Origin of the sequence: Agromyces italicus DSM 16388, from assembly GCF_000421545.1 — a bacterium.
Classification (GTDB): domain Bacteria; phylum Actinomycetota; class Actinomycetes; order Actinomycetales; family Microbacteriaceae; genus Agromyces; species Agromyces italicus.
In genome coordinates this window covers 78788-99429 of the sequence record NZ_ATXF01000012.1, presented here as the reverse complement: position 1 = coordinate 99429, position 20642 = coordinate 78788, and the positions used below count along the sequence as shown (strand labels likewise).

At 71.1% G+C, this 20642-nt stretch carries 19 protein-coding genes; 13 read left to right on the top strand and 6 right to left on the bottom strand.

Annotated features, from left to right (window positions below):
* Positions 1–160: 160 nt before the first annotated feature.
* Positions 161–1069, top strand: coding sequence for an alpha/beta fold hydrolase (locus tag H516_RS0117125; protein WP_245561896.1), 909 nt, complete (start codon positions 161–163; stop codon positions 1067–1069).
* A gap of 51 nt (positions 1070–1120) precedes the next feature.
* On the opposite strand, the gene H516_RS20805 is transcribed toward H516_RS0117125, so the two are convergent.
* Positions 1121–1927: a glycosyltransferase family 2 protein gene (locus H516_RS20805; protein ID WP_022890927.1), complete on the bottom strand. Its 807-nt coding sequence runs from the start codon at positions 1925–1927 to the stop codon at positions 1121–1123.
* A gap of 132 nt (positions 1928–2059) precedes the next feature.
* On the opposite strand from H516_RS20805, the gene H516_RS0117115 reads away from it, so the two are divergent.
* The 3 genes from H516_RS0117115 to H516_RS0117105 all read left to right on the top strand — a co-directional run bounded on the left by H516_RS0117115 (position 2060) and on the right by H516_RS0117105 (position 4666).
* The gene (locus H516_RS0117115; protein WP_022890926.1) at positions 2060–3289 is read left to right on the top strand and encodes an LLM class flavin-dependent oxidoreductase; all 1230 of its coding nucleotides are present in this window, start codon (positions 2060–2062) and stop codon (positions 3287–3289) included.
* Positions 3286–3918, top strand: coding sequence for an FMN reductase (locus H516_RS0117110; protein WP_022890925.1), 633 nt, complete (start codon positions 3286–3288; stop codon positions 3916–3918). The genes H516_RS0117115 and H516_RS0117110 overlap by 4 nt, the downstream gene beginning before the upstream one ends.
* Positions 3919–4168: 250 nt before the next feature.
* Positions 4169–4666, top strand: a complete 498-nt coding sequence (locus H516_RS0117105; protein ID WP_022890924.1) for a hypothetical protein — start codon at positions 4169–4171, stop codon at positions 4664–4666.
* Positions 4667–4746: 80 nt separating this feature from the next.
* Here the strand turns inward: H516_RS0117105 and H516_RS0117100 are convergent, their stop codons facing one another.
* Entirely contained in the window at positions 4747–4953 is a 207-nt protein-coding gene (locus tag H516_RS0117100; protein ID WP_022890923.1) for a dodecin family protein, read from the bottom strand.
* Between the two features lie 79 nt (positions 4954–5032).
* Positions 5033–5224, bottom strand: a complete 192-nt coding sequence (locus tag H516_RS0117095; protein ID WP_022890922.1) for a DUF5302 domain-containing protein — start codon at positions 5222–5224, stop codon at positions 5033–5035.
* A gap of 344 nt (positions 5225–5568) precedes the next feature.
* On the opposite strand from H516_RS0117095, the gene H516_RS0117090 reads away from it, so the two are divergent.
* A complete protein-coding gene (locus tag H516_RS0117090) occupies positions 5569–7854 on the top strand; it encodes a polyribonucleotide nucleotidyltransferase (RefSeq protein ID WP_022890921.1) in 2286 nt (761 codons plus the stop codon).
* A 382-nt stretch (positions 7855–8236) separates the two neighbouring features.
* On the opposite strand, the gene H516_RS0117080 is transcribed toward H516_RS0117090, so the two are convergent.
* A complete protein-coding gene (locus H516_RS0117080; RefSeq protein WP_022890919.1) occupies positions 8237–8695 on the bottom strand; it encodes an Lrp/AsnC family transcriptional regulator in 459 nt (152 codons plus the stop codon).
* Between the two features lie 165 nt (positions 8696–8860).
* Here H516_RS0117080 and pdhA point away from each other — a divergent pair, with 165 nt between their 5' ends.
* The 4 genes from pdhA (at position 8861) to H516_RS0117060 (ending at position 12949) form a co-directional block, all read left to right on the top strand.
* Entirely contained in the window at positions 8861–10042 is a 1182-nt protein-coding gene (pdhA, locus tag H516_RS0117075) for a pyruvate dehydrogenase (acetyl-transferring) E1 component subunit alpha (RefSeq protein WP_022890918.1), read from the top strand.
* Positions 10039–11049, top strand: a complete 1011-nt coding sequence (locus H516_RS0117070) for an alpha-ketoacid dehydrogenase subunit beta (RefSeq protein ID WP_022890917.1) — start codon at positions 10039–10041, stop codon at positions 11047–11049. Before pdhA ends, H516_RS0117070 begins: the two co-directional genes overlap by 4 nt.
* A 2-nt stretch (positions 11050–11051) precedes the next feature.
* A complete protein-coding gene (locus H516_RS0117065) occupies positions 11052–12470 on the top strand; it encodes a dihydrolipoamide acetyltransferase family protein (RefSeq protein ID WP_026378953.1) in 1419 nt (472 codons plus the stop codon).
* A 164-nt stretch (positions 12471–12634) separates the two neighbouring features.
* Positions 12635–12949, top strand: coding sequence for a 4a-hydroxytetrahydrobiopterin dehydratase (locus H516_RS0117060; protein ID WP_022890915.1), 315 nt, complete (start codon positions 12635–12637; stop codon positions 12947–12949).
* 78 nt (positions 12950–13027) lie between these two features.
* Here the strand turns inward: H516_RS0117060 and H516_RS0117055 are convergent, their stop codons facing one another.
* Positions 13028–13510 (bottom strand): GNAT family N-acetyltransferase, encoded by a 483-nt coding sequence (locus tag H516_RS0117055; protein WP_022890914.1) that lies wholly within the window; start codon positions 13508–13510, stop codon positions 13028–13030.
* Entirely contained in the window at positions 13489–14169 is a 681-nt protein-coding gene (locus tag H516_RS0117050; RefSeq protein WP_022890913.1) for a TetR/AcrR family transcriptional regulator, read from the bottom strand. The genes H516_RS0117055 and H516_RS0117050 overlap by 22 nt, the downstream gene beginning before the upstream one ends.
* Before the next feature lie 118 nt (positions 14170–14287).
* On the opposite strand from H516_RS0117050, the gene H516_RS0117045 reads away from it, so the two are divergent.
* The 4 genes from H516_RS0117045 (at position 14288) to H516_RS0117030 (ending at position 20639) form a co-directional block, all read left to right on the top strand.
* Positions 14288–15895, top strand: a complete 1608-nt coding sequence (locus H516_RS0117045; RefSeq protein WP_022890912.1) for a carboxyl transferase domain-containing protein — start codon at positions 14288–14290, stop codon at positions 15893–15895.
* Positions 15896–16218: 323 nt separating this feature from the next.
* Positions 16219–17082 carry a type IV toxin-antitoxin system AbiEi family antitoxin domain-containing protein gene (locus tag H516_RS22305; protein ID WP_022890911.1) on the top strand — a complete coding sequence of 288 codons (864 nt, stop codon included), beginning with the start codon at positions 16219–16221 and terminating at the stop codon, positions 17080–17082.
* Between the two features lie 319 nt (positions 17083–17401).
* Positions 17402–19462, top strand: coding sequence for an acetyl/propionyl/methylcrotonyl-CoA carboxylase subunit alpha (locus H516_RS20800; protein ID WP_022890910.1), 2061 nt, complete (start codon positions 17402–17404; stop codon positions 19460–19462).
* 10 nt (positions 19463–19472) lie between these two features.
* Positions 19473–20639, top strand: a complete 1167-nt coding sequence (locus tag H516_RS0117030) for an acyl-CoA dehydrogenase family protein (RefSeq protein ID WP_022890909.1) — start codon at positions 19473–19475, stop codon at positions 20637–20639.
* Positions 20640–20642 lie beyond the last annotated feature (3 nt).

The window sequence follows — 20642 nt, the reverse complement described above, 5'->3', positions numbered from 1 at the left end:
GCGCGGGGCGGGGGCGGGGTGCCCGATCGGCACCCCCGCCCTCGTCGCGTCGTGCGGCGTGCTCGGCGCAGCTCCGGCGGAGCCGCTCGGCGGGGCTGCCCGGCGGTGCGGTCGGAACGTCATGGTCGCAGAGCGCCCGGCAGCCGCTATCGTGAGGGTCGTGAGGGTCGTCAGGGCGATCGACGGGGCGAGAACGCTCGACGAGTCGCTGCCCGACCGCGACTGGCGGGCGCTTCCGTCGGGCACAGAGCGCACGATGTTCGCGGCGCCCAGCGGCCCGCTCGCGCGCATCGCCGTCGGGCCGGCCGACGGGCAACGCGTCGTGCTGGTACCGGGTGCGACGGGCTCGAAGGAGGACTTCGTCGTCATGATGCCGCTGCTCGCCGCCGCGGGGTACCGGGTGGAGTCGTTCGACCTCTCCGGCCAGTACGAGTCGCACGAGGCAGGCCCGTGGAACCTCGTGCCTCCGCGTGAACGCTACGAGCTGCGGCTCTTCCTCGATGACCTGATCGGGGTGCTCGACGACGGTGCGGGAGCGGCGCACGTCCTCGGCTACAGCTTCGCAGGAACGCTCGCGGGGCTCGCCCTGCTCGAACGGCCCGACCGTTTCGCGAGCCTGACGCTCCTGAGCTCACCGCCTCAACCCGGGCAGGCGTTCCGAGGGGTCAAACGCATCGGCGGGCTGAGCGGCTTCACGACGCCGAGGCAGGGCGCAGGGCTCATGCTGTGGGGCATCCGCAACAACCTCAACCGGGTGCCGCCTGGCCGACTCGCCTTCGTGCGCGAGCGGTTCGCGCTCACCCGGCGCGAGAGCGTCGACGACATCATCGCCCTGATGATGGCGACCCCCGACGTGCGCGCCGAACTCGCCGCGACATCCGTCCCGAAGCTCGTCGCCGTCGGCGAGCACGACCTGTGGCCGCACGCGCTGCACGAGCGCTCCGCTCGCGAGCTCGGCGCTCGCCTCGTGACCTACCCCACTGGGCACAGCCCCTGCGAGACGGCCCCGCACCAGCTGGTGCGCGACATGCTCGCGCTGTTCGAGGCGAGTCGGTCGGTCGCCGAGTGAGCGGATGCCGCGTCGCGGCGCCGGCCGCGAGGCATCCTCGTTCGCGGCGTGTCAGGCCGGCAGCGCGTCGTCGCCCTCCGCGTCGGACTCGGTCGTGACGTCGCGGAGCTCGGGCGACTCCCAGACCCAGGCCGGTGCCCTTCGCCGCTCGGCGCGGCGGGTGAGCGGCGGCCATTCGCGCGATTCGATCGACATGGTGTGGAACGCCATGCGCACTCGTCGCCAGAGCCCGGCCGCGGTGTCGAACGGCCGCGCAGAGACGCCGACGACGAGCCGCCGGTCGCGCACGACCGTCATGCCGGGCTGCATCCACCAGGCGAGGTCGAGGTCGTCGTGCACGTCGGCGCGGTCGCGGTGCACGAGGTGCCCGAGTCGTTGCCAGGCGTCGGCCCGGATGGCGTAGTTCGATCCGAAGATCGGCGGGTGGCCGAGCAGGCCGCCGATCACGGTGAAGTAGCCGCCGATGTAGAGGTTGCGCGCGATCCACCGGACGGCGGCAGTGCGTCCGTAGAATCGGCCGCCGTTCGTGACGACGGTCGGTCGGTCCCTCTCGGCCATGCGCCGCTCGATCTCGGCGAGCCAGTCGGGTGCCGGCACGGAGTCGGCGTCGAGCCGGGCGATGATCTCGCCCCTCGCGGCGTCGAAGCCGGTCGCGGTCGCGGGCCAGATGCCGCGCCGGGGCTCGAGGAGGACCCGGGCGCCCGCTGCGCGCGCCACCGCACCCGTGTCGTCGGTCGAGCCGTTGTCGACGACGATGATCTCGTCGGCGGGGCGCGACTGCACGGCCATCGCGTCGAGGCACGCGAGGAGGAAGTCCGCGTCGTCGAGACACGGAATGACGACCGAGATCGTGCTCATCGGGCCGAGTGTATCGCCGTGGCCGTGCGTCCGGGCAGAGCGGGGAATATCGTGAGGACCGCCGCGGTTGGACGAGATATATGCAAACGCATAGACTCTACCTATCATCGGATGAGCTCAGGAGCAGCTGCAATGCAATTCGGAATCTTCACCGTCAGCGACATCACCGCCGACCCGACTACCGGGCGCACGCCGACCGAGGCCGAGCGCATCACGGCCACCGTGGCGATCGCCAAGCGCGCCGAAGAGGTCGGCCTCGACGTCTTCGCGCTCGGCGAGCACCACAACCCGCCGTTCTGGTCGTCGTCGCCGACGACCACCCTCGCCTACATCGCAGGCCAGACCTCGACGCTGCAGCTCTCGACCGCGACGACGCTCATCACCACGAACGACCCGGTGAAGATCGCCGAGGACTACGCGATGCTCCAACACGTCTCGGGCGGCCGCGCCGACCTCATGCTCGGACGCGGCAACACGGGCCCCGTCTACCCCTGGTTCGGCCAGGACATCCGACAGGGCCTGCCGCTCGCCGTCGAGAACTACGAACTGCTGCACCGCCTCTGGCGAGAAGACGTCGTCGACTGGTCGGGCAAGTTCCGCACCCCGCTTCAGGGGTTCACCTCGACGCCCCGCCCGCTCGACGGAGTGCCGCCGTTCGTGTGGCACGGCTCGATCCGTACTCCCGAGGTCGCCGAGCAGGCCGCGTTCTACGGCGACGGATTCTTCGCGAACCATGTGTTCTGGCCCGCCTCGCACACCCAGCGGATGGTCGCCCTCTACCGCCAGCGCTACGAGCACCACGGCCACGGCGCGGCCGCTCAGGCGATCGTCGGCCTCGGCGGCCAGGTGTTCATGCGCCGCAACTCGCAGGACGCGGTGCGCGACTTCCGTCCGTACTTCGACAACGCTCCCGTCTACGGGCACGGCCCGAGCCTCGAGGAGTTCACGCAGCAGACTCCGCTGACCGTCGGCAGCCCCCAGGAGGTCATCGACAAGACGCTCGGGTTCCGCGACTACGTCGGCGACTACCAGCGTCAGCTGTTCCTCATCGACCACGCGGGTCTCCCGCTCAAGACCGTGCTCGAGCAGCTCGACCTGCTCGGCGAGGTCGTCGCGGTGCTGCGCGAGGAGTTCGCGAAGAACCGCCCCGCCGAGGTGCCGGATGCCCCGACGCACGCCTCGCTCGTCACTGCGAAGTACGGCGACGCGGCCCCCCGGCAGGCGACGCCGAACGCCAACCGCGGTGACAATCTCACGGTCGGCTCGCCCTACCAGGACACCGAGACGGTCGACGCGCAGGAGAAGCCGCAGTCCGGATCGGCCTTCGGCCCCGCCGCGACCCGTCAGGGGGCGACCCGATGACCGCCAAGAAGATCGTCGTCGTCTCGGCAGGGCTGTCCACCCCCAGCTCGACCCGTCAGCTCGCCGACCGGCTCGCCGCCGACGCCGTCTCCGCGCTCGCCGAGCGCGGCGTCGAGGCCGAGGTGCGCACGTTCGAGCTCCGCGAGCTCGCGCACGACATCACGAACCACCTGCTGCTCGGCTTCGCCCCGCCCAGGCTCGAGGAGGCGCTCGACGCGATCGCGTCGGCCGACGGCCTCATCGCCGTGACGCCGATCTTCACGACGAGCTACGCGGGCCTCTTCAAGTCGTTCATCGACGTGATCGACCCGCAGGCGCTCACCGACCTGCCCGTGCTCATCGGGGCCACGGGCGGCACGCCACGGCACTCGCTCGCGATCGATTACGCGATCCGGCCGCTCTTCACCTACCTTCACGCGGTGCCCGTGACGACCGGGGTCTTCGCGGCGACGAGCGATTGGGGCGGCTCGGAGGGCGACGGCGTGCGTTCGCTGCCCGACCGGATCTTCCGCGGGGCGGAGGAGTTCGCCGACCTCGTCGAGCGCACCGACCGCTCGCAGCTCGTGAACGATCCGTTCCAGCTCGACCGTCCGTTCGGCCATCTCATCGGAGGCCTTGCGGGGGAGTAGCAGTGGGCCGTCCTGCGTCCCTGCGTTCGCGCGCGGCACCCAGTCCTGCGTGCGGGCCCCAGTTCTGGGGGTATAGGTGAGGAATCATCAGGTATTGCTGAAGGCGGCCTGACGGCGGGCGTACGCTCGCAATCGGGACGCGGTCTCATGACCGCGAACACCGCGCGCATTCCGATCGGGGGGGGACGAGGTCTCGCGGGTCGACGACGGCCGGGTCGCCGATTTCGAAACCCGATCGGAAGGATCCAACATGTCCATTCGCAAGGCCTTGGTCGCGCTCGCCGCGGCCGCCGCGCTCGTGCTCGCCGGCGCGGGCCCGGCCATGGCGGGCGGCAGCCCCCACTTCATCAAGAGCGCGACGAGCGCGTCGGCCGACGGCGTGAACGTCGTCGTGCAGTTCAAGGAGGCCGGCTTGTCGTCGGGCTCCGTCGAGACCGTCCAGGCGACGGCGCACCTCGACGCCACTTACCAGTGCATCAACAACGGCGGCAACAACCCGAGCGATCCGAAGAAGACGACCGTCTCGGCCGACGTCTCGGAGAGCGGCGCCTTCACCGCGGGCAAGAACGGCAACCTCGTGGGCATGCTCTCGCTGTCGCCGCCCGCAGCCGCCGACGTGCTCGACTGCCCGAACGGCCAGACCTCGACGCTGACCGCGGTCACGTGGTCGAACGTCAGGGTCGACGATCTGACGAGCGGCGCCTCGATCATGCTGAAGGGCACGTTCAGCTCGGGCTCCCCGGTCTGATCGGTGCGCGCGCACGAACCCGGCGGGGGAGCGATCGCGTCTCCGCCGGGTTCGTACTGCGGTGCGCGGTGCCCGAGACGTCAGTCCTCGAGCACGAAGGTCACCTCGAGGGTGACCGACCAGGCCGTGATCCGCCCGTCGGCCGCTTCGACCTTCTGCTCCTTCACCCACGCTCCAGTCACATTGCGGAGCGTCTCCGCCGCGCGGGCGACCCCGGCGGCGACGGCGTCGTCGAAGCTTTTCTCGGAGCGGACGGTGATGGTCGTGACACGTGCGACGGAAGCCATGATGTTCCCCCTTGAACGTCGGAATGGTGCGTACCACCTCCATCCAACGCCCACGGCCGCCCGATGTCCAGACCGAGGCTCAGCCGCTCTTGCGGCGGAACTCGCGCTTGTGCGAGGCGGGGCCGTGCGCGTCCTGCGCCTGGCCGCCGCCGTCGAGGTGTGCTTCGCCCTCGCGGCGCTTCGACGCGTTGTTCTTGCGGTCGAGCGCTTCACGGAACTTGCGCTTGGTCTCCTCGGAGGCGCTGGGAGTCGTCTGCTCGTCGGAAGTCATGCCCTCGAGTCTGGCACGGATGCCGCGCGGTGCGCGCCGCGACGAGGCGTCACTCGCGGGACATCCGCAGTTCACCGGCCGAAAACGGGCCCTCTGCTAGCATTGTGAGCGGTTGCCCGTGCATTCGCCCGGGCGATCACTGGAGCAGGCCGGCAGGAAGCTGGTCCCCTGTGGTGGATCACCGAGGGTCTCGAGACGCGCTCCGCGCTCCTCGACCGACGATCGGTGGACTTCTACTGGTGGCCAGCGTGAACGCAAGCTCTTGCGATTCGTAATGCCTGTTCCTGCTCCTTCGTATGAGTCGTGCCCACACGGGGTGCGACGGTAAACAAAGGAGAGGCCTCTTGGAAGGTCCTGAAATCACGTTCGCCGAGACCGTCATCGACAATGGCAAGTTCGGCACCCGCACCATCCGCTTCGAGACCGGCCGCCTCGCGCAGCAGGCGCAGGGCTCGGCGGTCGCCTACATCGACGAAGAGACCATGCTGCTCTCGGCGACCTCCGTCTCGAAGCAGCCGAAGGAGCACTTCGACTTCTTCCCGCTGACGATCGACGTCGAAGAGCGCATGTACGCCGCGGGCCGCATCCCGGGCTCGTTCTTCCGTCGCGAGGGCCGCCCCTCGACCGAGGCGATCCTCACCTGCCGTCTCATCGACCGCCCCCTGCGCCCCTCGTTCGTCGAGGGCCTCCGCAACGAGGTGCAGGTCGTCGTCACGGTGCTCGCCATCGAGCCCGACGAGCTCTACGATGTGCTCGCCATCAACGCCGCCTCGCTCTCGACCCAGCTCTCGGGCCTTCCGTTCTCCGGCCCCGTGGCCGGCGTGCGCGTCGCGCTCATCGACGGCCAGTGGGTCGCGTTCCCGAAGCACTCGCAGCTCGCGGACGCCGTGTTCAGCATGGTCGTCGCGGGTCGTGTCGTGACCGAGGCCGACGGCACGCACGACGTCGCGATCATGATGATCGAGGCCGAGGCGACCGACAACGCGTGGAACCTCATCCAGGGCGGCGCCGTCAAGCCGAACGAAGAGGTCATCGCACAGGGCATCGAGGCGTCGAAGCCGTTCATCAAGCAGCTCGTCGAGGCCCAGGAGCAGGTCGCGAAGACCGCCGCGAAGCCGACCGCCGACTACCCGACGTTCCCGCCGTACCAGCCTGAGACGAAGGCCGTCGTCGAGGCGTTCGCCCTCGAAGAGCTCAAGGGCGTCTACCAGATCGCCGGCAAGGTCGAGCGTCAGGACGCCGACGACGCGCTCAAGGCTCGCGTCAAGGAGCACGTCATCGCCAAGATCGAGGCGGGCGAGCTCCCCGAGCCCGCGATCGCCGAGATCTCCGCCGCCTACAAGTCGGTGACCAAACACGTCGTGCGCTCGCGCGTCCTCGAAGAGGGCGTCCGCATCGACGGCCGCGGCCTCGCCGACATCCGCCCGCTCGATGCAGAGGTCCAGGTCGTGCCGCGCGTGCACGGTTCGGCGATCTTCCAGCGCGGCGAGACCCAGATCCTGGGCGTCACCACGCTGAACATGCTGAAGCTCGAGCAGCAGATCGACTCGCTTTCGCCGGTGACGAAGAAGCGCTACATGCACAACTACAACTTCCCGCCCTACTCGACGGGTGAGACGGGTCGGGTGGGTTCGCCCAAGCGCCGCGAGATCGGCCACGGCGCGCTCGCCGAGCGTGCGCTCGTGCCGGTGCTGCCGACCCGTGAAGAGTTCCCCTACGCCATCCGTCAGGTCTCCGAGGCGCTCGGCTCGAACGGCTCGACCTCGATGGGCTCGGTCTGCGCGTCGACCCTGTCGCTGCTGAACGCCGGCGTGCCGCTCCGCGCACCCGTCGCGGGCATCGCCATGGGCCTCATCTCCGACACCGTGAACGGCGAGACCCGCTACGCGGCGCTCACCGACATCCTCGGCGCCGAAGACGCGCTCGGCGACATGGACTTCAAGGTCGCCGGCACCAGCGAGTTCGTCACCGCGATCCAGCTCGACACGAAGCTCGACGGCATCCCCGCCTCGGTGCTCGCCGGCGCGCTGACGCAGGCGAAGGACGCCCGCACGACGATCCTCGCCGTGCTGAACGCCGCGATCGACGCGCCCGACGAGATGGCGCCGACCGCGCCCCGCGTCATCAGCGTGCAGATCCCGGTCGACAAGATCGGCGAGCTGATCGGCCCCAAGGGCAAGACGATCAACGCCATTCAAGACGAGACCGGCGCCGATATCTCCATCGAGGAGGACGGCACCGTCTACATCGGCGCCGTCGACGGCCCGTCGGCCGAGGCCGCCCGCGCCCAGGTCAACGCCATCGCCAACCCGACGAACCCCGAGGTCGGCGAGCAGTTCCTCGGCACGGTCGTGAAGATCGCCGCCTTCGGCGCGTTCATCTCGCTGCTCCCGGGCAAAGACGGACTGCTGCACATCAGCGAGGTGCGCAAGCTCGCCGGCGGCAAGCGTGTCGAGAACGTCGAAGACGTTCTGGGCGTCGGCCAGAAGATCCTCGTCGAGATCACGAAGATCGACGACCGCGGCAAGCTCTCGCTCGCCCCGGTGCTGGCGGAAGACGCGGACTCCGAGGGTCGCGGCGCGACCGGTGAGCACGCCGAGGCTCCCGCCGAGGGCGCCGACGACGAGTAGTCGTCGAGTCTGAGACGCATGATGCCCCGCCCACTCGGGCGGGGCATCCTGCGTTGCCGAGGTCTCGCGGATCGCCCCGCGCCACCGAATCGGAGATCTGCACCGGTTCGGCTCGATCCGGCGGAATCACCCGATCAGGTGGCGATCTCCGATCTTGTGGCGGAGCTTCTGCCACGGTCGGCGTCTCGGAGCAGGCGGATGTTCGCCCGGCCGAGCAGCGCGTCGCGCTCGGCGAGGACCTGCCGCGCGGGCCTCGAACCGGCCGAGCTGGCGGTCACGGTCGCCTCGACGGCTCGCAAGCTGTGGATTCGCACTCGCAGCGGGCGAGCGACTTCAGCGCGTCGTCGACATCACGTGGTTTCTCTGCAACCGGAGAAGGCGCTCAGCGCCCGAGCAGCGGCCCCAGGCGGTAGGGGATGAGCTCGCCCATCGCGAGGGATGTCTCGGTTCGCTCGACGCCGTCGATCGCGAGGATCTCGCCGTCGATGCGGAACAGGTCGTGGGCATCGCGGCACACCACCCGCACGAGCAGGTCGATCGACCCCGAGAGGCCGTGCGCCTGGATGACCTCGGGGATCGCGGCGATCAGGTCGACGACCTCGCCGAGCAGTTTCTGGCGCACGTGCACCGCGATGAACGCCTCGATCGGGTAGCCGAGCGGAGCGGGGTCGATGCTGCGCTCGAACGAGAGGAACGCGCCCGACGACTCGAGGCGGGCCATCCTCGCCTGCACCGTGTTGCGCGAGAGTCCGAGGCGGTCGGCGAGTGCGACCACCGTCGCACGCGGATCGGGCGAGAGGGCCGAGAGCAGCGCTCGATCGACGGCGTCGTAACCGGTCATAACGCCACACGATAGCACCGTGCCGCCGGGCGGGGCTTGGCAACATGCTCAATGCGTCCACGCTTGCTTGAGCTGAGTGACCGATCGACGTACGCTCACGGTATCCGGCAGAGACGCCGGTGCGGGCTGCCCACGAAGCGGGCCCGCTGAGAGCGAGGATCGACGATGACCCCATCCGACCGAGACGCCACCGGCCTCCTGACACGCCCCGACCCCTTCGTGCAGCTGATCACCCCCACGGGTGAGCGGGTGCGCAACGCCGAGTACGATCCGTGGGTCGCCGACGTCGACCTCGAGGTGCTCGGCCGTCTCTACCGCGACATGGTGGTGGTGCGCCGCATCGACACCGAGGCCACCGCGCTGCAGCGGCAGGGCGAGCTCGGTCTGTGGCCGCCGCTCGTCGGACAGGAGGCCGCCCAGATCGGCTCGGCCCACGCGCTCCGCGACGACGACTTCGTGTTCTCGAGCTACCGCGAGCATGCGCTCGCATGGCACCGCAGGGTGGCTCCCGCCCAGCTGCTGAGCGTCTGGCGCGGCACGGCGGCTTCGGGCTGGAACCCGTACGAGCACAACATGGCCGTGCCGCAGATCATCATCGGCGCGCAGGCGCTGCACGCCACGGGCTACGCGATGGGGCTCCGCTGGGAGGGGTCCGACGCCGCCTCCATCGCCTACTTCGGCGACGGCGCGACGAGCGAGGGCGACGTGAACGAGGCGCTCGTCTTCGCCTCGAGCTTCGACGCCCCCGTCGTCTTCTTCTGCCAGAACAACCAATGGGCGATCTCCGAGCCGGTCGGCCTCCAGTCCAAGCAGGCGATCGCGCGTCGTGCCGACGGCTTCGGCATGCCCGGCCTCCGCGTCGACGGCAACGACGTGCTCGCCGTGCTCGCGGCGACCCGCTTCGCCCTCGACCGCGCCCGCCGCGGCGAGGGGCCGAGCCTCATCGAGGCCGTCACCTACCGGATGGGGCCGCACACGACCGCCGACGACCCGAAGCGGTACCGCGGCGACGCAGAACTCGCCGAGTGGCGCGAGCGCGACCCCATCTCCCGCGTGCTCGCCTACCTCGACGGCTCGGGCGTCGACATCGCGGGTCTCGAACGCGAGGCCACCGCCGAGGCCGACCGGGTCGCCGCCGAGCTTCGTGCCGCGATCACGACCCTCGGCGACCCCGAGCCGCTCAGCGTGTTCGACCACGTCTACGCCGAGCCGAACAGCCACCTCGAGCGCCAGCGCGCGAACTACGCGCGCTACCTCGCGATGTTCGACGAGCCGGGCGAGCGCGAGACGCCGGCCGCAGGCGCCGCGCCCGAGGCATCCAGCAGCACCGAAGGAGGCGTGCGATGACGCAGCTGACGCTCGCCAAGGCCCTGAACGCCGGTCTCCGGCGCGCCCTCGCCGACGACGACAAGGTCGTGCTCATGGGTGAGGACATCGGCACTCTCGGCGGCGTGTTCCGCGTGACCGACGGGCTGAAGGCCGAGTTCGGCGCGAATCGCGTCGTCGACTCGCCGCTCTCGGAGGCCGGCCTCATCGGCACGGCGGTCGGGCTCGCGTACCGCGGGTTCCGGCCGGTCGTCGAGATCCAGTTCGACGGCTTCATCTACCCCGGGTTCGACCAGATCGTCGCCCAGGTCGCGAAGCTGCACTACCGTTCACGCGGCACGGTGAAGATGCCCATCACGATCCGCGTGCCGTTCGGCGGGGGCATCGGTGCGGCCGAGCACCACTCGGAGTCGCCCGAGGCGTACTTCGCACACACCGCGGGCCTGCGGGTCGTGGCCTGCTCGAACCCCGCCGACGCGTACGTCATGCTGCGGCAGGCGATCGCGAGCGACGACCCGGTGCTGTTCTTCGAGCCGAAGCGCCGCTACCACGTGAAGGGCGAGGTCGACGAGTCGGCGAGCCTCGCCGACGCACCTCCGATGGGCGTCGCGGCGACGCTCTCGCGCGGCAGCGACGTCACGCTCGTCACCTACGGCGCGCTCGTGCAGACGGCGAGGGATGCCGCGACCGCGGCCGAGGAGGAGGGCATCTCCCTCGAGGTGATCGACCTGCGTTCGCTCGCCCCGATCGACTACGCGCCGATCGAGGCGTCGGTGCGGCGCACCGGCCGGCTCGTGATCGCGCACGAAGCGGGCCAGCAGGGCGGCATGGGCGCCGAGATCGCCGCGTCGATCACCGAACGCTGCTTCGAGTTCCTCGAGGCGGCGCCGGTGCGGGTCACGGGCCACGACATCCCGTACCCGCCGGCGAAACTCGAGCGTCATCATCTGCCCGACCTCGACCGGATCCTCGACGGCGTCGATCGCGCTCTCGGCCGCCCGAACTCGTTGAGCGGGGTGGAGGCGTGACGATGATCCGCGACTTCCCGCTGCCCGACCTCGGTGAGGGGCTCACCGAGTCCGAGATCGTCGCCTGGCGCGTCGCCGTGGGCGACCGCGTCGAACTCAACCAGATCATCGCCGACGTCGAGACCGCGAAGGCCGTCGTCGAGCTGCCCTCTCCGTACGCGGGCGTCATCACCGCCCTGCACGCGGCCGAGGGGGAGACGATCGATGTCGGTGCACCGCTGTTCTCCTGCGACACCGGCGAGCCGGCGGGTGCGCTGACAGACGAGGCGGATGCCACGGGGCGGGGGCCTGCGGTGGAGGACGCCGCGGCGGATGCGCCAGCGGCGCCCGAGCCGACGGCCGGTGGCGCTGACACGTCGCGCGAGGCCGCGCCCGGCCCGAATCTCGTGGGTTACGGAGCCCGCGACGAGGGCGGGCCGAAGCGCCGGGCGCGTGGGCGCGCAGTCTCGGTGGCCGAACCGAGCACTGCCGCCGTCGAGCCGGCCGCCGCCGAGGCGATCATCGCCGAGCGACCGCGCTCGACCCCGCCGGTGCGCAAGCTCGCACGCGACCTCGGGCTCGAACTCGAAGGTGTCGCGGGCACCGGCCCGCGCGGCCTGATCACGCGAGACGATGTCGAGCGCGCGGCCTCCGCGGCGGAAACGGGCGGTCCCGCGCCCGCCGCGGCGCTGCGCGCGGAAGCCGACGCCGCCGCGCCGCGACCCGCGACGGGGTCCCGGCCCGCCGAGACCCGCATTCCGATCAAGGGCGTGCGCAAGCACACCGCCGCGGCGATGGTGCGCAGTGCGTTCACGGCGCCGCACGTGACCGAGTTCCTGACGATCGACGTCACCGAGACGATGGAGCTCGTGCGCGGCCTCCGCGAGGACCGCGCGCTCGCCGCCCATCGCGTGACGCCGCTCGCGGTCGTCGCGAAGGCACTCTGCATCGCCGCGCGGCGCACGCCCGAGGTGAACGCCCGGTGGGACGAGGAGGCGCAGGAGATCGTGCAGTTCGCCGGGGTCAACCTCGGCATCGCGGCGGCGACCGAACGCGGACTCGTCGTGCCGAACATCCCCGGCGCAGACGGGCTCACCCTGCTCGAGCTCGCCGACGCGATCACCGCGCTGGCCGAGACGGCCCGCTCGGGCCGAACGAGCCCGTCGGCGCTCGCGGGCGGCACCATCTCGATCACGAACATCGGCGTCTTCGGCATCGATGCGGGCACGCCGATCCTGAACCCGGGAGAGGCGGCGATCCTCGCGATGGGGGCCGTGCGCCGGCAGCCGTGGGAGCACCGGGGCGAGATCGCGCTCCGCGAGGTCATGACGTTGAGCCTCTCGTTCGATCACCGCCTGGTCGACGGCGAGCAGGGCTCGCGCTTCCTCGCCGACATCGGCGCGGTCCTCCGCGAGCCGGGTCGCGCGCTGACGATGATGTGATCGCGCGACGCGGGGCCGTCCCCAGGCCGACCTCGCCTACCTCGCCCCGCTCCCGCCGCCCCTCCTTCCACCGAGTCGCCAAGAAGTGCTCGAAACCCAACCCGGAAGGACGGTTTTCGGCGACTCGACGGGCGTCGGGGCGGGTAGAGGAGGATGATGGCGGTATGAGCGACCCGCGGCGCATCCTCACCCCGGCCGAGACGGCCGACGAGCTGGCGGGCACGGCCTTCGTGCACACCGGTGACCGGCTCGACGGCACCTACCGCACCGACGACTTCGCGAGCGCCGTCGAGCTCCTCGACGAGGTTGCGCTCATCGCCGACGCGCTCGACCACCACCCCGACGTGCGGCTCGGCTGGGGGCGCATCGCCTTCGAGCTGAGTTCGCACGACGTCGGCGGCGTCACGTCTCGCGATATCGAACTCGCCCGGCGCATCGCCGCGCTCGCCGACGGGCAGGGCGCGCGGCCCGGCAACTGACCAAGCGGGTGCGTGCAGCGAATCGTGCGGGCGCTCCCGTCGCCGCGCGACGACGAGGCATCCACCCGCTCGGACTCGTCAGCCGAGCCGGTAGACCCGCTCTTCGATCTCGGCCTCGCGGGCGTTCGCGTAGCCCTGCTCGGTGCCGATGTGCTCGAAGCCGAGCTTCTCGAGCACGGCGATCGATCCGGCGTTGTCGGCGGCGACGCGGGCGCGCACCGGGCGCTCGTCGAGTACGTCGAGCAGGAGGTGCACGGCGCGCGTCGCGATGCCGCGGCCCCACTGCGCGCGGTCGACCCAGCACGTGATCTCGGGGGCGCCCTCGTCGTACCAGCGAGCGACGCTGCCCACGATCGCGCCGTCGGCGCGCACGGTGCGGGCGTCCACGGCGGGGTCGTCGAGCAACCTGCGCCAGTGCGCGTCGAACATGGCACGGTCGCTCGGATCGGGCGGGGTGAAGGCCGCCATCCGGACCGCGACCGGGTCCTGTTCGATCAGGAACAGTGCATCGAGATCGCCGTCGCGGGTCGCGCGCAGCGTCACGACATGAGGCTCGCCCATGCCATCTCCTCCAGGATGCCGCGGACAGCGCCGTCGGCAGGTCGGCGCCCGGGGATGCGGGCGCTGTGCGGAGTGGAGTTCAGGAGGCCGAAGGCGGCGTGTGCCCTGACCCTGAGCTCCGCCTCGGCCCGATCGGGCCGGAGTCGGGAGAGCACGTCGACCCAGTGCTCGACGTAGCGGCGCTGGAGGAGGCGTACGTCGTGGCGCGCACCCGCGTCGAGCTGCTCGAGTTCGCGATCCTGCACGAGGATGACGTCGGCGTCGCCGAGGGCGAAGTCGACGTGGTGCGCGATGAGCGCGCGCAGCGAGTGTTCGGGGTCGGATGCCTCGTCGACCACCCGCTCGGCTCCGTCGAGGAGGGCCCGGCTCGCGCCCTCGAGGATGGCCGCGAGCACAGCGGCCTTGCCGGCGAAGTGGCGGTAGACGGCCGGCCCGGAGACGCCGACCGCGGTGCCGAGGTCTTCGATGGTGACGCCCGCGTAGCCGCGTTCGGCGAAGAGCGTCGCGGCGGCGGCGAGGATCGCGGCACGGCGGTCGGCCTTCTGCCTGCCTCGCTCGGTGAGCGACGCCGAGGCGGGTGCGACGGTGGTGGGTGCGGTCGCGGTGGGCTCGACGGAGGCGGGTGCGGTCGCGGTGGGTGCTGCTGGGCTGCTTGCCATCTCGGTTAACGCTCGCTAACATCGGGAATCGAGTTAGTGCACACTAACCGAAACCAGGTGCCCGCGGCAAGGGGGCGCGCCGTCGACGACGACGGACCGAGCGAGACGAGCTGAGCCCATGGGCATCCTGCACACGCAGATCGACCCCGACGGCGACACCGGGCGGGCGAATGCCGGCGCTCATGCCGAACTGGCTGCCGAGCTTCGCCGACGACTCGCTGCGGCCGCACTGGGCGGGCCCGAGGCATCCCGCGACCGTCATGTCGCCCGCGGCAAGCTGCTGCCCCGCGACCGTGTCGAGCGCCTGCTCGACGAGGGCAGCCCGTTCCTCGAGCTCGCGCCGCTCGCCGCCGACGGCCTTTACGGCGACGACTCGCCTGGCGCCGGCATCATCACGGGCATCGGGCTCGTGCACGGCCGACCCGTCATGGTCGTCTGCAACGACGCCACCGTGAAGGGCGGCACCTACTATCCGATGACGGTGAAGAAGCATCTGCGCGCGCAGGAGGTCGCGAAGGAGCACCGGCTGCCGTGCGTCTACCTCGTCGACTCGGGCGGCGCGTTCCTGCCCCTCCAGGACGAGGTGTTCCCCGACCGCGAGCACTTCGGTCGCATCTTCTACAACCAGGCGCAGCTCTCGTCGATGCGCATCCCGCAGCTCGCGGCCGTGCTCGGCTCGTGCACCGCCGGCGGTGCCTACGTGCCGGCGATGAGCGACGAGACCGTGATCGTGCGGAACCAGGGCACCATCTTCCTCGGCGGCCCGCCCCTCGTGAAGGCCGCGATCGGCGAGGTCGTCACGCCCGAGGAGCTCGGCGGCGGCGAGCTGCACTCGCGCACCTCGGGCGTCGTCGATCACCTCGCCGAAGACGACGAGCACGCCCTCGAACTCGTGCGCGACATGGTCGCGACGCTGCCCGCGCAGGCGCCGCGTGCCTGGGCGGTGCGCGAACCCCGCGACCCCGCCGTCGACCCCGCGGGGCTCACCGCGGCCGTGCCGGTCGACGTGCAGCAGCCCTACGACGTGCGCGAGGTCATCGCGCGGCTCGTCGACGCCAGTGAGTTCGCCGAATTCAAGCCCGACTACGGCGACACGCTCGTCACAGGCTTCGCGCACCTCGACGGCCACCCGGTCGGCATCGTCGCGAACAACGGCGTGCTGTTCAGCGAGTCGGCGATGAAGGGCGCGCACTTCATCGAGCTCTGCGACCAGCGCGGCATCCCGTTGCTGTTCCTGCAGAACATCTCGGGCTTCATGGTCGGCCGCGACGCCGAGGCGGGCGGTATCGCCAAGCACGGCGCGAAGATGGTCACCGCCGTCGCGACGACGAGGGTGCCGAAGCTCACCGTCGTCATCGGCGGGTCGTTCGGCGCCGGCAACTACTCGATGTGCGGGCGCGCGTACTCGCCGCGCTTCCTGTGGATGTGGCCGAACGCCCGCATCTCGGTGATGGGTGGAGAGCAGGCGGCGTCCGTGCTCGCGACGGTCAAGCGCGACCAGCTCGCGATGCGGGGCGAGACCTGGCCGGATGCCGCGGAGCAGGCCTTCAAGGATCCGATCCGCGCGCAGTACGACGACCAGGGCAGCCCGTACCACTCGACCGCGCGGCTCTGGGACGACGGCATCATCGCGCCGGAGGACACGCGCACCGTGCTCGCCCTCGCGCTCGAGCTCGCGAGCCGCACGCCGCTGCCCGAGTCCCGGTTCGGACTCTTCCGCATGTAGTCGGGTCGGGCTCCGGTGGTGTCGGGCCTCGGATGCCGCGGCGACGCGCCCGATCGCGCCCGATCGCGCCCGATCGCGCCGCGGTCTCGCCCCGATCGCGCCCGATCGCGCCCGATCGCGCCCGATCGCGCCCACAGCCCCTGCTGAGGAGCGGAGATCGGCCGTTCCGAGGACGGGCGGGGCCGCACGGGCCCTCGGATTCGCGGATCTCCTCACTCCGGCCGTTGCCTCGCGGCTCCTCCCCATGCGACGCACGGTTCGCATCGTCCACGGACGCGTGCGCACCCGAGATACTCGACCGAACCGCGTGCAGAGTCGATTGCATGAACAGTGCAATCGCGTTCGAGGCCGACACGACGACCGAACCCGTCGCCGTGTACACGAAGGCTGCGGGCGGGGTCGTGCGCACCCGGAACCTCATCAGAGCCGGGTACAGCAGATACCGGATCGACCGGGCGATCGCGCAGGGAAGCCTGACCCGGGTGCGCAAAGGGTGGGTGGCGGTCCCCGGCGCCGACGCGTACCTCGTGGCGGCGGCGCGTGCGGGGGTCGTGGTGTCCTGCATCACCGAGGCGCGGCGTCTCGGGCTCTGGGTGCTCGATGAGGACCGCCCGCATGTCGCCGCTCCGGCCCACTCGGGCTGCGTCTCACCGAGGGACGCGACGGTGCACTGGGCGAAGCCGCTCGTGCCGCGGCATCCCGATGCCCTCGTCGACCCGATCGAGAACGTGCTCGTGCTCGTTGCGATGTGCCAGCCGTTCGAAGCGGCCCTCGCGGTGTGGGAGTCGGCACTTCGTCAGGCGCTCGTCGAGCGCGATGCACTCGAACGGATGCCGCTGCCCACCGCCGCTCGGAACGTGCTCGAGCGTTCGCTCCCGTTCTCCGACTCGGGGCTCGAGTCGTTCGTCGTGCCACGGCTCGGGTGGATGAGGATCCCGCTCGTGCCTCAGGTCTGGATCGCGGGACATCGGGTCGACTTCCTGATAGGGGAGCGCCTCGTGCTCCAGATCGACGGCGGCCATCATGTCGGCGAGCAGCGGGAGTCCGACATCGATCACGATGCGCAGCTGATGCTGCTCGGCTATCACGTGATCCGGGTCGGTTACGGGCAGATCGTCGAGCGATGGCACACGGTTCAGGACCGACTCGTGCGCGCCGTGGCGCAGGGCCTGCATCACGCTCGCTGAGTTCGCGATTCCGCGGAGATCTGCACTCGCGAGGATGACCCGGTCCAGGCCCGCCCTCGAAGTCGCGGTTTCCCTCGTGTCGGCGGCGTGGGCTGGAGCATGCGGGTGATCGGCGGGGTGGGCGCACAACGTGCCCTGAGTCAGCGCCCGGTCGCAGCGCCCGGTCGCAGCGCCCGGTCGCCGCGCTCGCGTCGCCGCGCTCGCGTCGGCGTCGCGCTGAGGCGTCGCCCCTTGCGATTCCAGTTAGCGACCACTAACATCGAATCCAGTTAGTGCGCGTTAACTGATCTGCGCGCATCTCGAGCGCAGGGAGGCGCGGATGGGCACGGGCGACGCCGTCATCGAAGAACGACCGCCGCGCCCCTTCGACCGGGTTCTCGTGGCCAACCGCGGCGAGATCGCCGTGCGCGTCATCCGCACGCTGCGCCGCCTCGGCATCCGCGCGATCGCCGTCCACTCCGACGCCGACGCCGACGCGCCCCACGTGCGCCTCGCCGACGAGGCCGTGCGCATCGGGCCGGCCCCGGCCGCCGAGAGCTATCTCGACCCGGCGCGCATCATCGCGGCGGCGCGCGAGCGCGGCGCCCAGGCGATCCACCCCGGCTACGGGTTCCTCTCCGAGCATGCGGGGTTCGCCGCTGCATGTCGCGACGCCGGCATCGTGTTCATCGGTCCCGGCGTCGAGGCGCTCGAGGTCATGGGCGACAAGATCAGGGCGAAACTGCACGTCGCGGCATCCGGGGTGCCGATCGTGCCCGGTGTCGCCGACCCGACCCTCGACGACGCCGCGCTCGCCGCGGCCGCCGAGTCGGTGGGGTACCCCCTCCTCGTGAAGCCGAGCGCCGGCGGCGGCGGCAAGGGCATGCAGATCGCCCGCGATGCGCGCGAGCTCGCCGCCGCGATCCCCGCGGCCCGCCGCGTCGCGCTCGCCGCATTCGGCGACGACACGCTGCTGCTCGAACGACTGATCGAACGCCCGCGCCACATCGAGGTGCAGGTGCTCGCCGACGAGTTCGGCGGTGTCATCCACCTCGGCGAGCGCGAGTGCTCGCTGCAACGTCGCCACCAGAAGGTCGTCGAAGAGGCGCCGTCGCCGCTGCTCGACGAGGCGACGCGTGCACGCATCGGCCGGGCCGCGTGCGATGCCGCACGCAGCGTCGACTACCGCGGCGCCGGTACGGTCGAGTTCCTGGTGTCGGATGCCTCGCCCGAGGAGTTCTTCTTCATCGAGATGAACACCCGGCTGCAGGTCGAGCACCCCGTGACCGAACTCGTGACCGGCGTCGACCTCGTCGAGCAGCAGCTGCGCGTCGCGGCTGGCCAGCCGCTCGTGCTGCGCCAGGACGACGTGCACCTCACGGGCCACGCGATCGAGGCGCGCGTCTACGCCGAGAGCCCAGAGCGCGGCTTCCTGCCGTCGACCGGTGAGCTGCTCGTCTGGCGCCGGCCAGAGGGCGACGGGGTGCGCGTCGACGGCGGCATCCGCTCGGGCCAGCAGATCACCGCCGACTACGACCCCATGCTCGCGAAGGTCATCGCCTACGGTGCCGACCGCGCCGAGGCGCTCGCACGGCTCGACGCCGCGCTCGCCGACACGGTGGTGCTCGGCGTCGACACGAACCTCGCATTCCTCCGCCGGCTCCTCGCCGAACCGGCGGTGCAGCGCGGCGATCTCGACACGGGCCTCATCGACCGCATGCCGGATCACGTGTCCGACGAGGTCCCCGGCGACGTGCTCGCCGCCGCCCGTGCCGTACGCACCGCCGCGGCGATCGAGTCGGCTCGTGCGGCGGGCGGACACGCCTGGCAGCTCGCACGCGACTGGCGGGCGGGCGGGGCGAGCGACGCAGCGGCCGCAGGGTCCGGTGCCGGTACCGCGGGTGCCGGTACCGCGGTGGCGTCTGCAGATGCCACCGTCACCGCCACCGACGCCGACGGCGCGCTCTGGTTGCACACCCGTCTCGGCACCTGGCGCGTCCCCGAGGTAGACCGCCGTGCCGCACTCGACGCCCGTCTCGCGATGATCGAACGCGGGGGACTGGCCGACCCCGAGCTGCGCGCACCGATGCCCGGCACGGTCACCGCCGTGCTCGTCGCCGACGGCGACCACGTCGATCCGGGCGACGCCGTCGTCGCGATCGAGGCGATGAAGATGGAGCACCGCGTGACGGCGCCCGTCGCCGGCTTCGTGCGGCTCTCGGTCGCGCTGGGCGCGCAGGTGTCGCGCGACCAGCCCGTCGCCCGCGTCGAGCCCGGCACCGAGGCATCCGGCGCTGAGACCCCCGGCGAAGCCGAGGCTCCGGCGGAGAACATCCCGACCCCCGCATCGTCGGGCGCACCCCACGAGGGTGCGCACCCGAGAGCACCCCACCAGAAATGAGGAGCACGACGTGAGCACAGAGCTGAGCCCGGAAGAACAGCAGCTGTACGACATGGTCTGCGAGTTCGCCGACACGGTCGTCGCGCCGCAGTCGTACGAGGCCGACCGCACCCACACGCTCTCGATGGACGTCGTCGCACAGATGGGCGAGCTCGGGCTCTTCGGCCTGCCGTTCCCCGAGGAGGTCGGCGGCCAGGGCGGCGACTACCTGGCGCTGTGCCTCGCGATCGAGGCGCTCGCCCGGGTCGACCAGTCGATCGCGATCACGCTCGAGGCGGCCGTCGGCCTCGGCGCGATGCCGATCCACCGTCACGGCACCGACGAGCAGAAGGCCGAACTCCTTCCCGATCTCGTCGCGGGGCGCGCACTCGCCGGCTTCGGGCTGACCGAGTCGGAGGCCGGATCGGACGCCGGTGCCACCCGCACCACCGCGGTGCTCGACGGCGACGAGTGGGTGGTGAACGGTTCGAAGCAGTTCATCACCAATTCGGGCACGCCGATCACGCGGTTCGTCACGGTCACGGCGGTGACGGGCGAGCGCACCCGCTCCGACGGCTCGGTCTCGAAGGAGCTCTCGACGATCATCGTCCCGAACGGCACCCCGGGGTTCACGGTGGCTCCCGGCTACGACAAGTCGGGCTGGCGCGCCTCCGACACGCACCCGCTGACCTTCGACGACGTGCGCGTGCCCGCGGCGAACCTGCTCGGCGAGCGGGGCCGCGGCTTCGCGAACTTCCTGCGCACGCTCGACGAGGGTCGCATCGCGATCGCGGCGCTCGCGACCGGGGTCGCGCAGGGCTGCCTCGACGAAGCACTCGCGTATGCGAAGACCCGCAACGTCTTCGGGGTGCCGATCGCCTCGCACCAGTACATCGCCTTCACGATCGCGCAGATGCAGGCGCGCGTCTACACCTCGCGGCTCGCCTGGCACGACGCGGCGCGACGGGTCGACGCCGGGCTGCCGTTCAAAAAGGAGGCCGCGATGGCGAAGCTCGTCTCGAGCGACGCGGCGATGCTCAACTCGCGCGACGCCACTCAGATCTTCGGCGGCATGGGCTTCATGAACGAGAGCCTCGTGGCCCGGCACTACCGCGATTCGAAGATCCTCGAGATCGGTGAGGGCACGAACGAGGTGCAGCTCATGGTCATCGCGCGCGAGCTGGGTCTCGCGGGGTAGCGT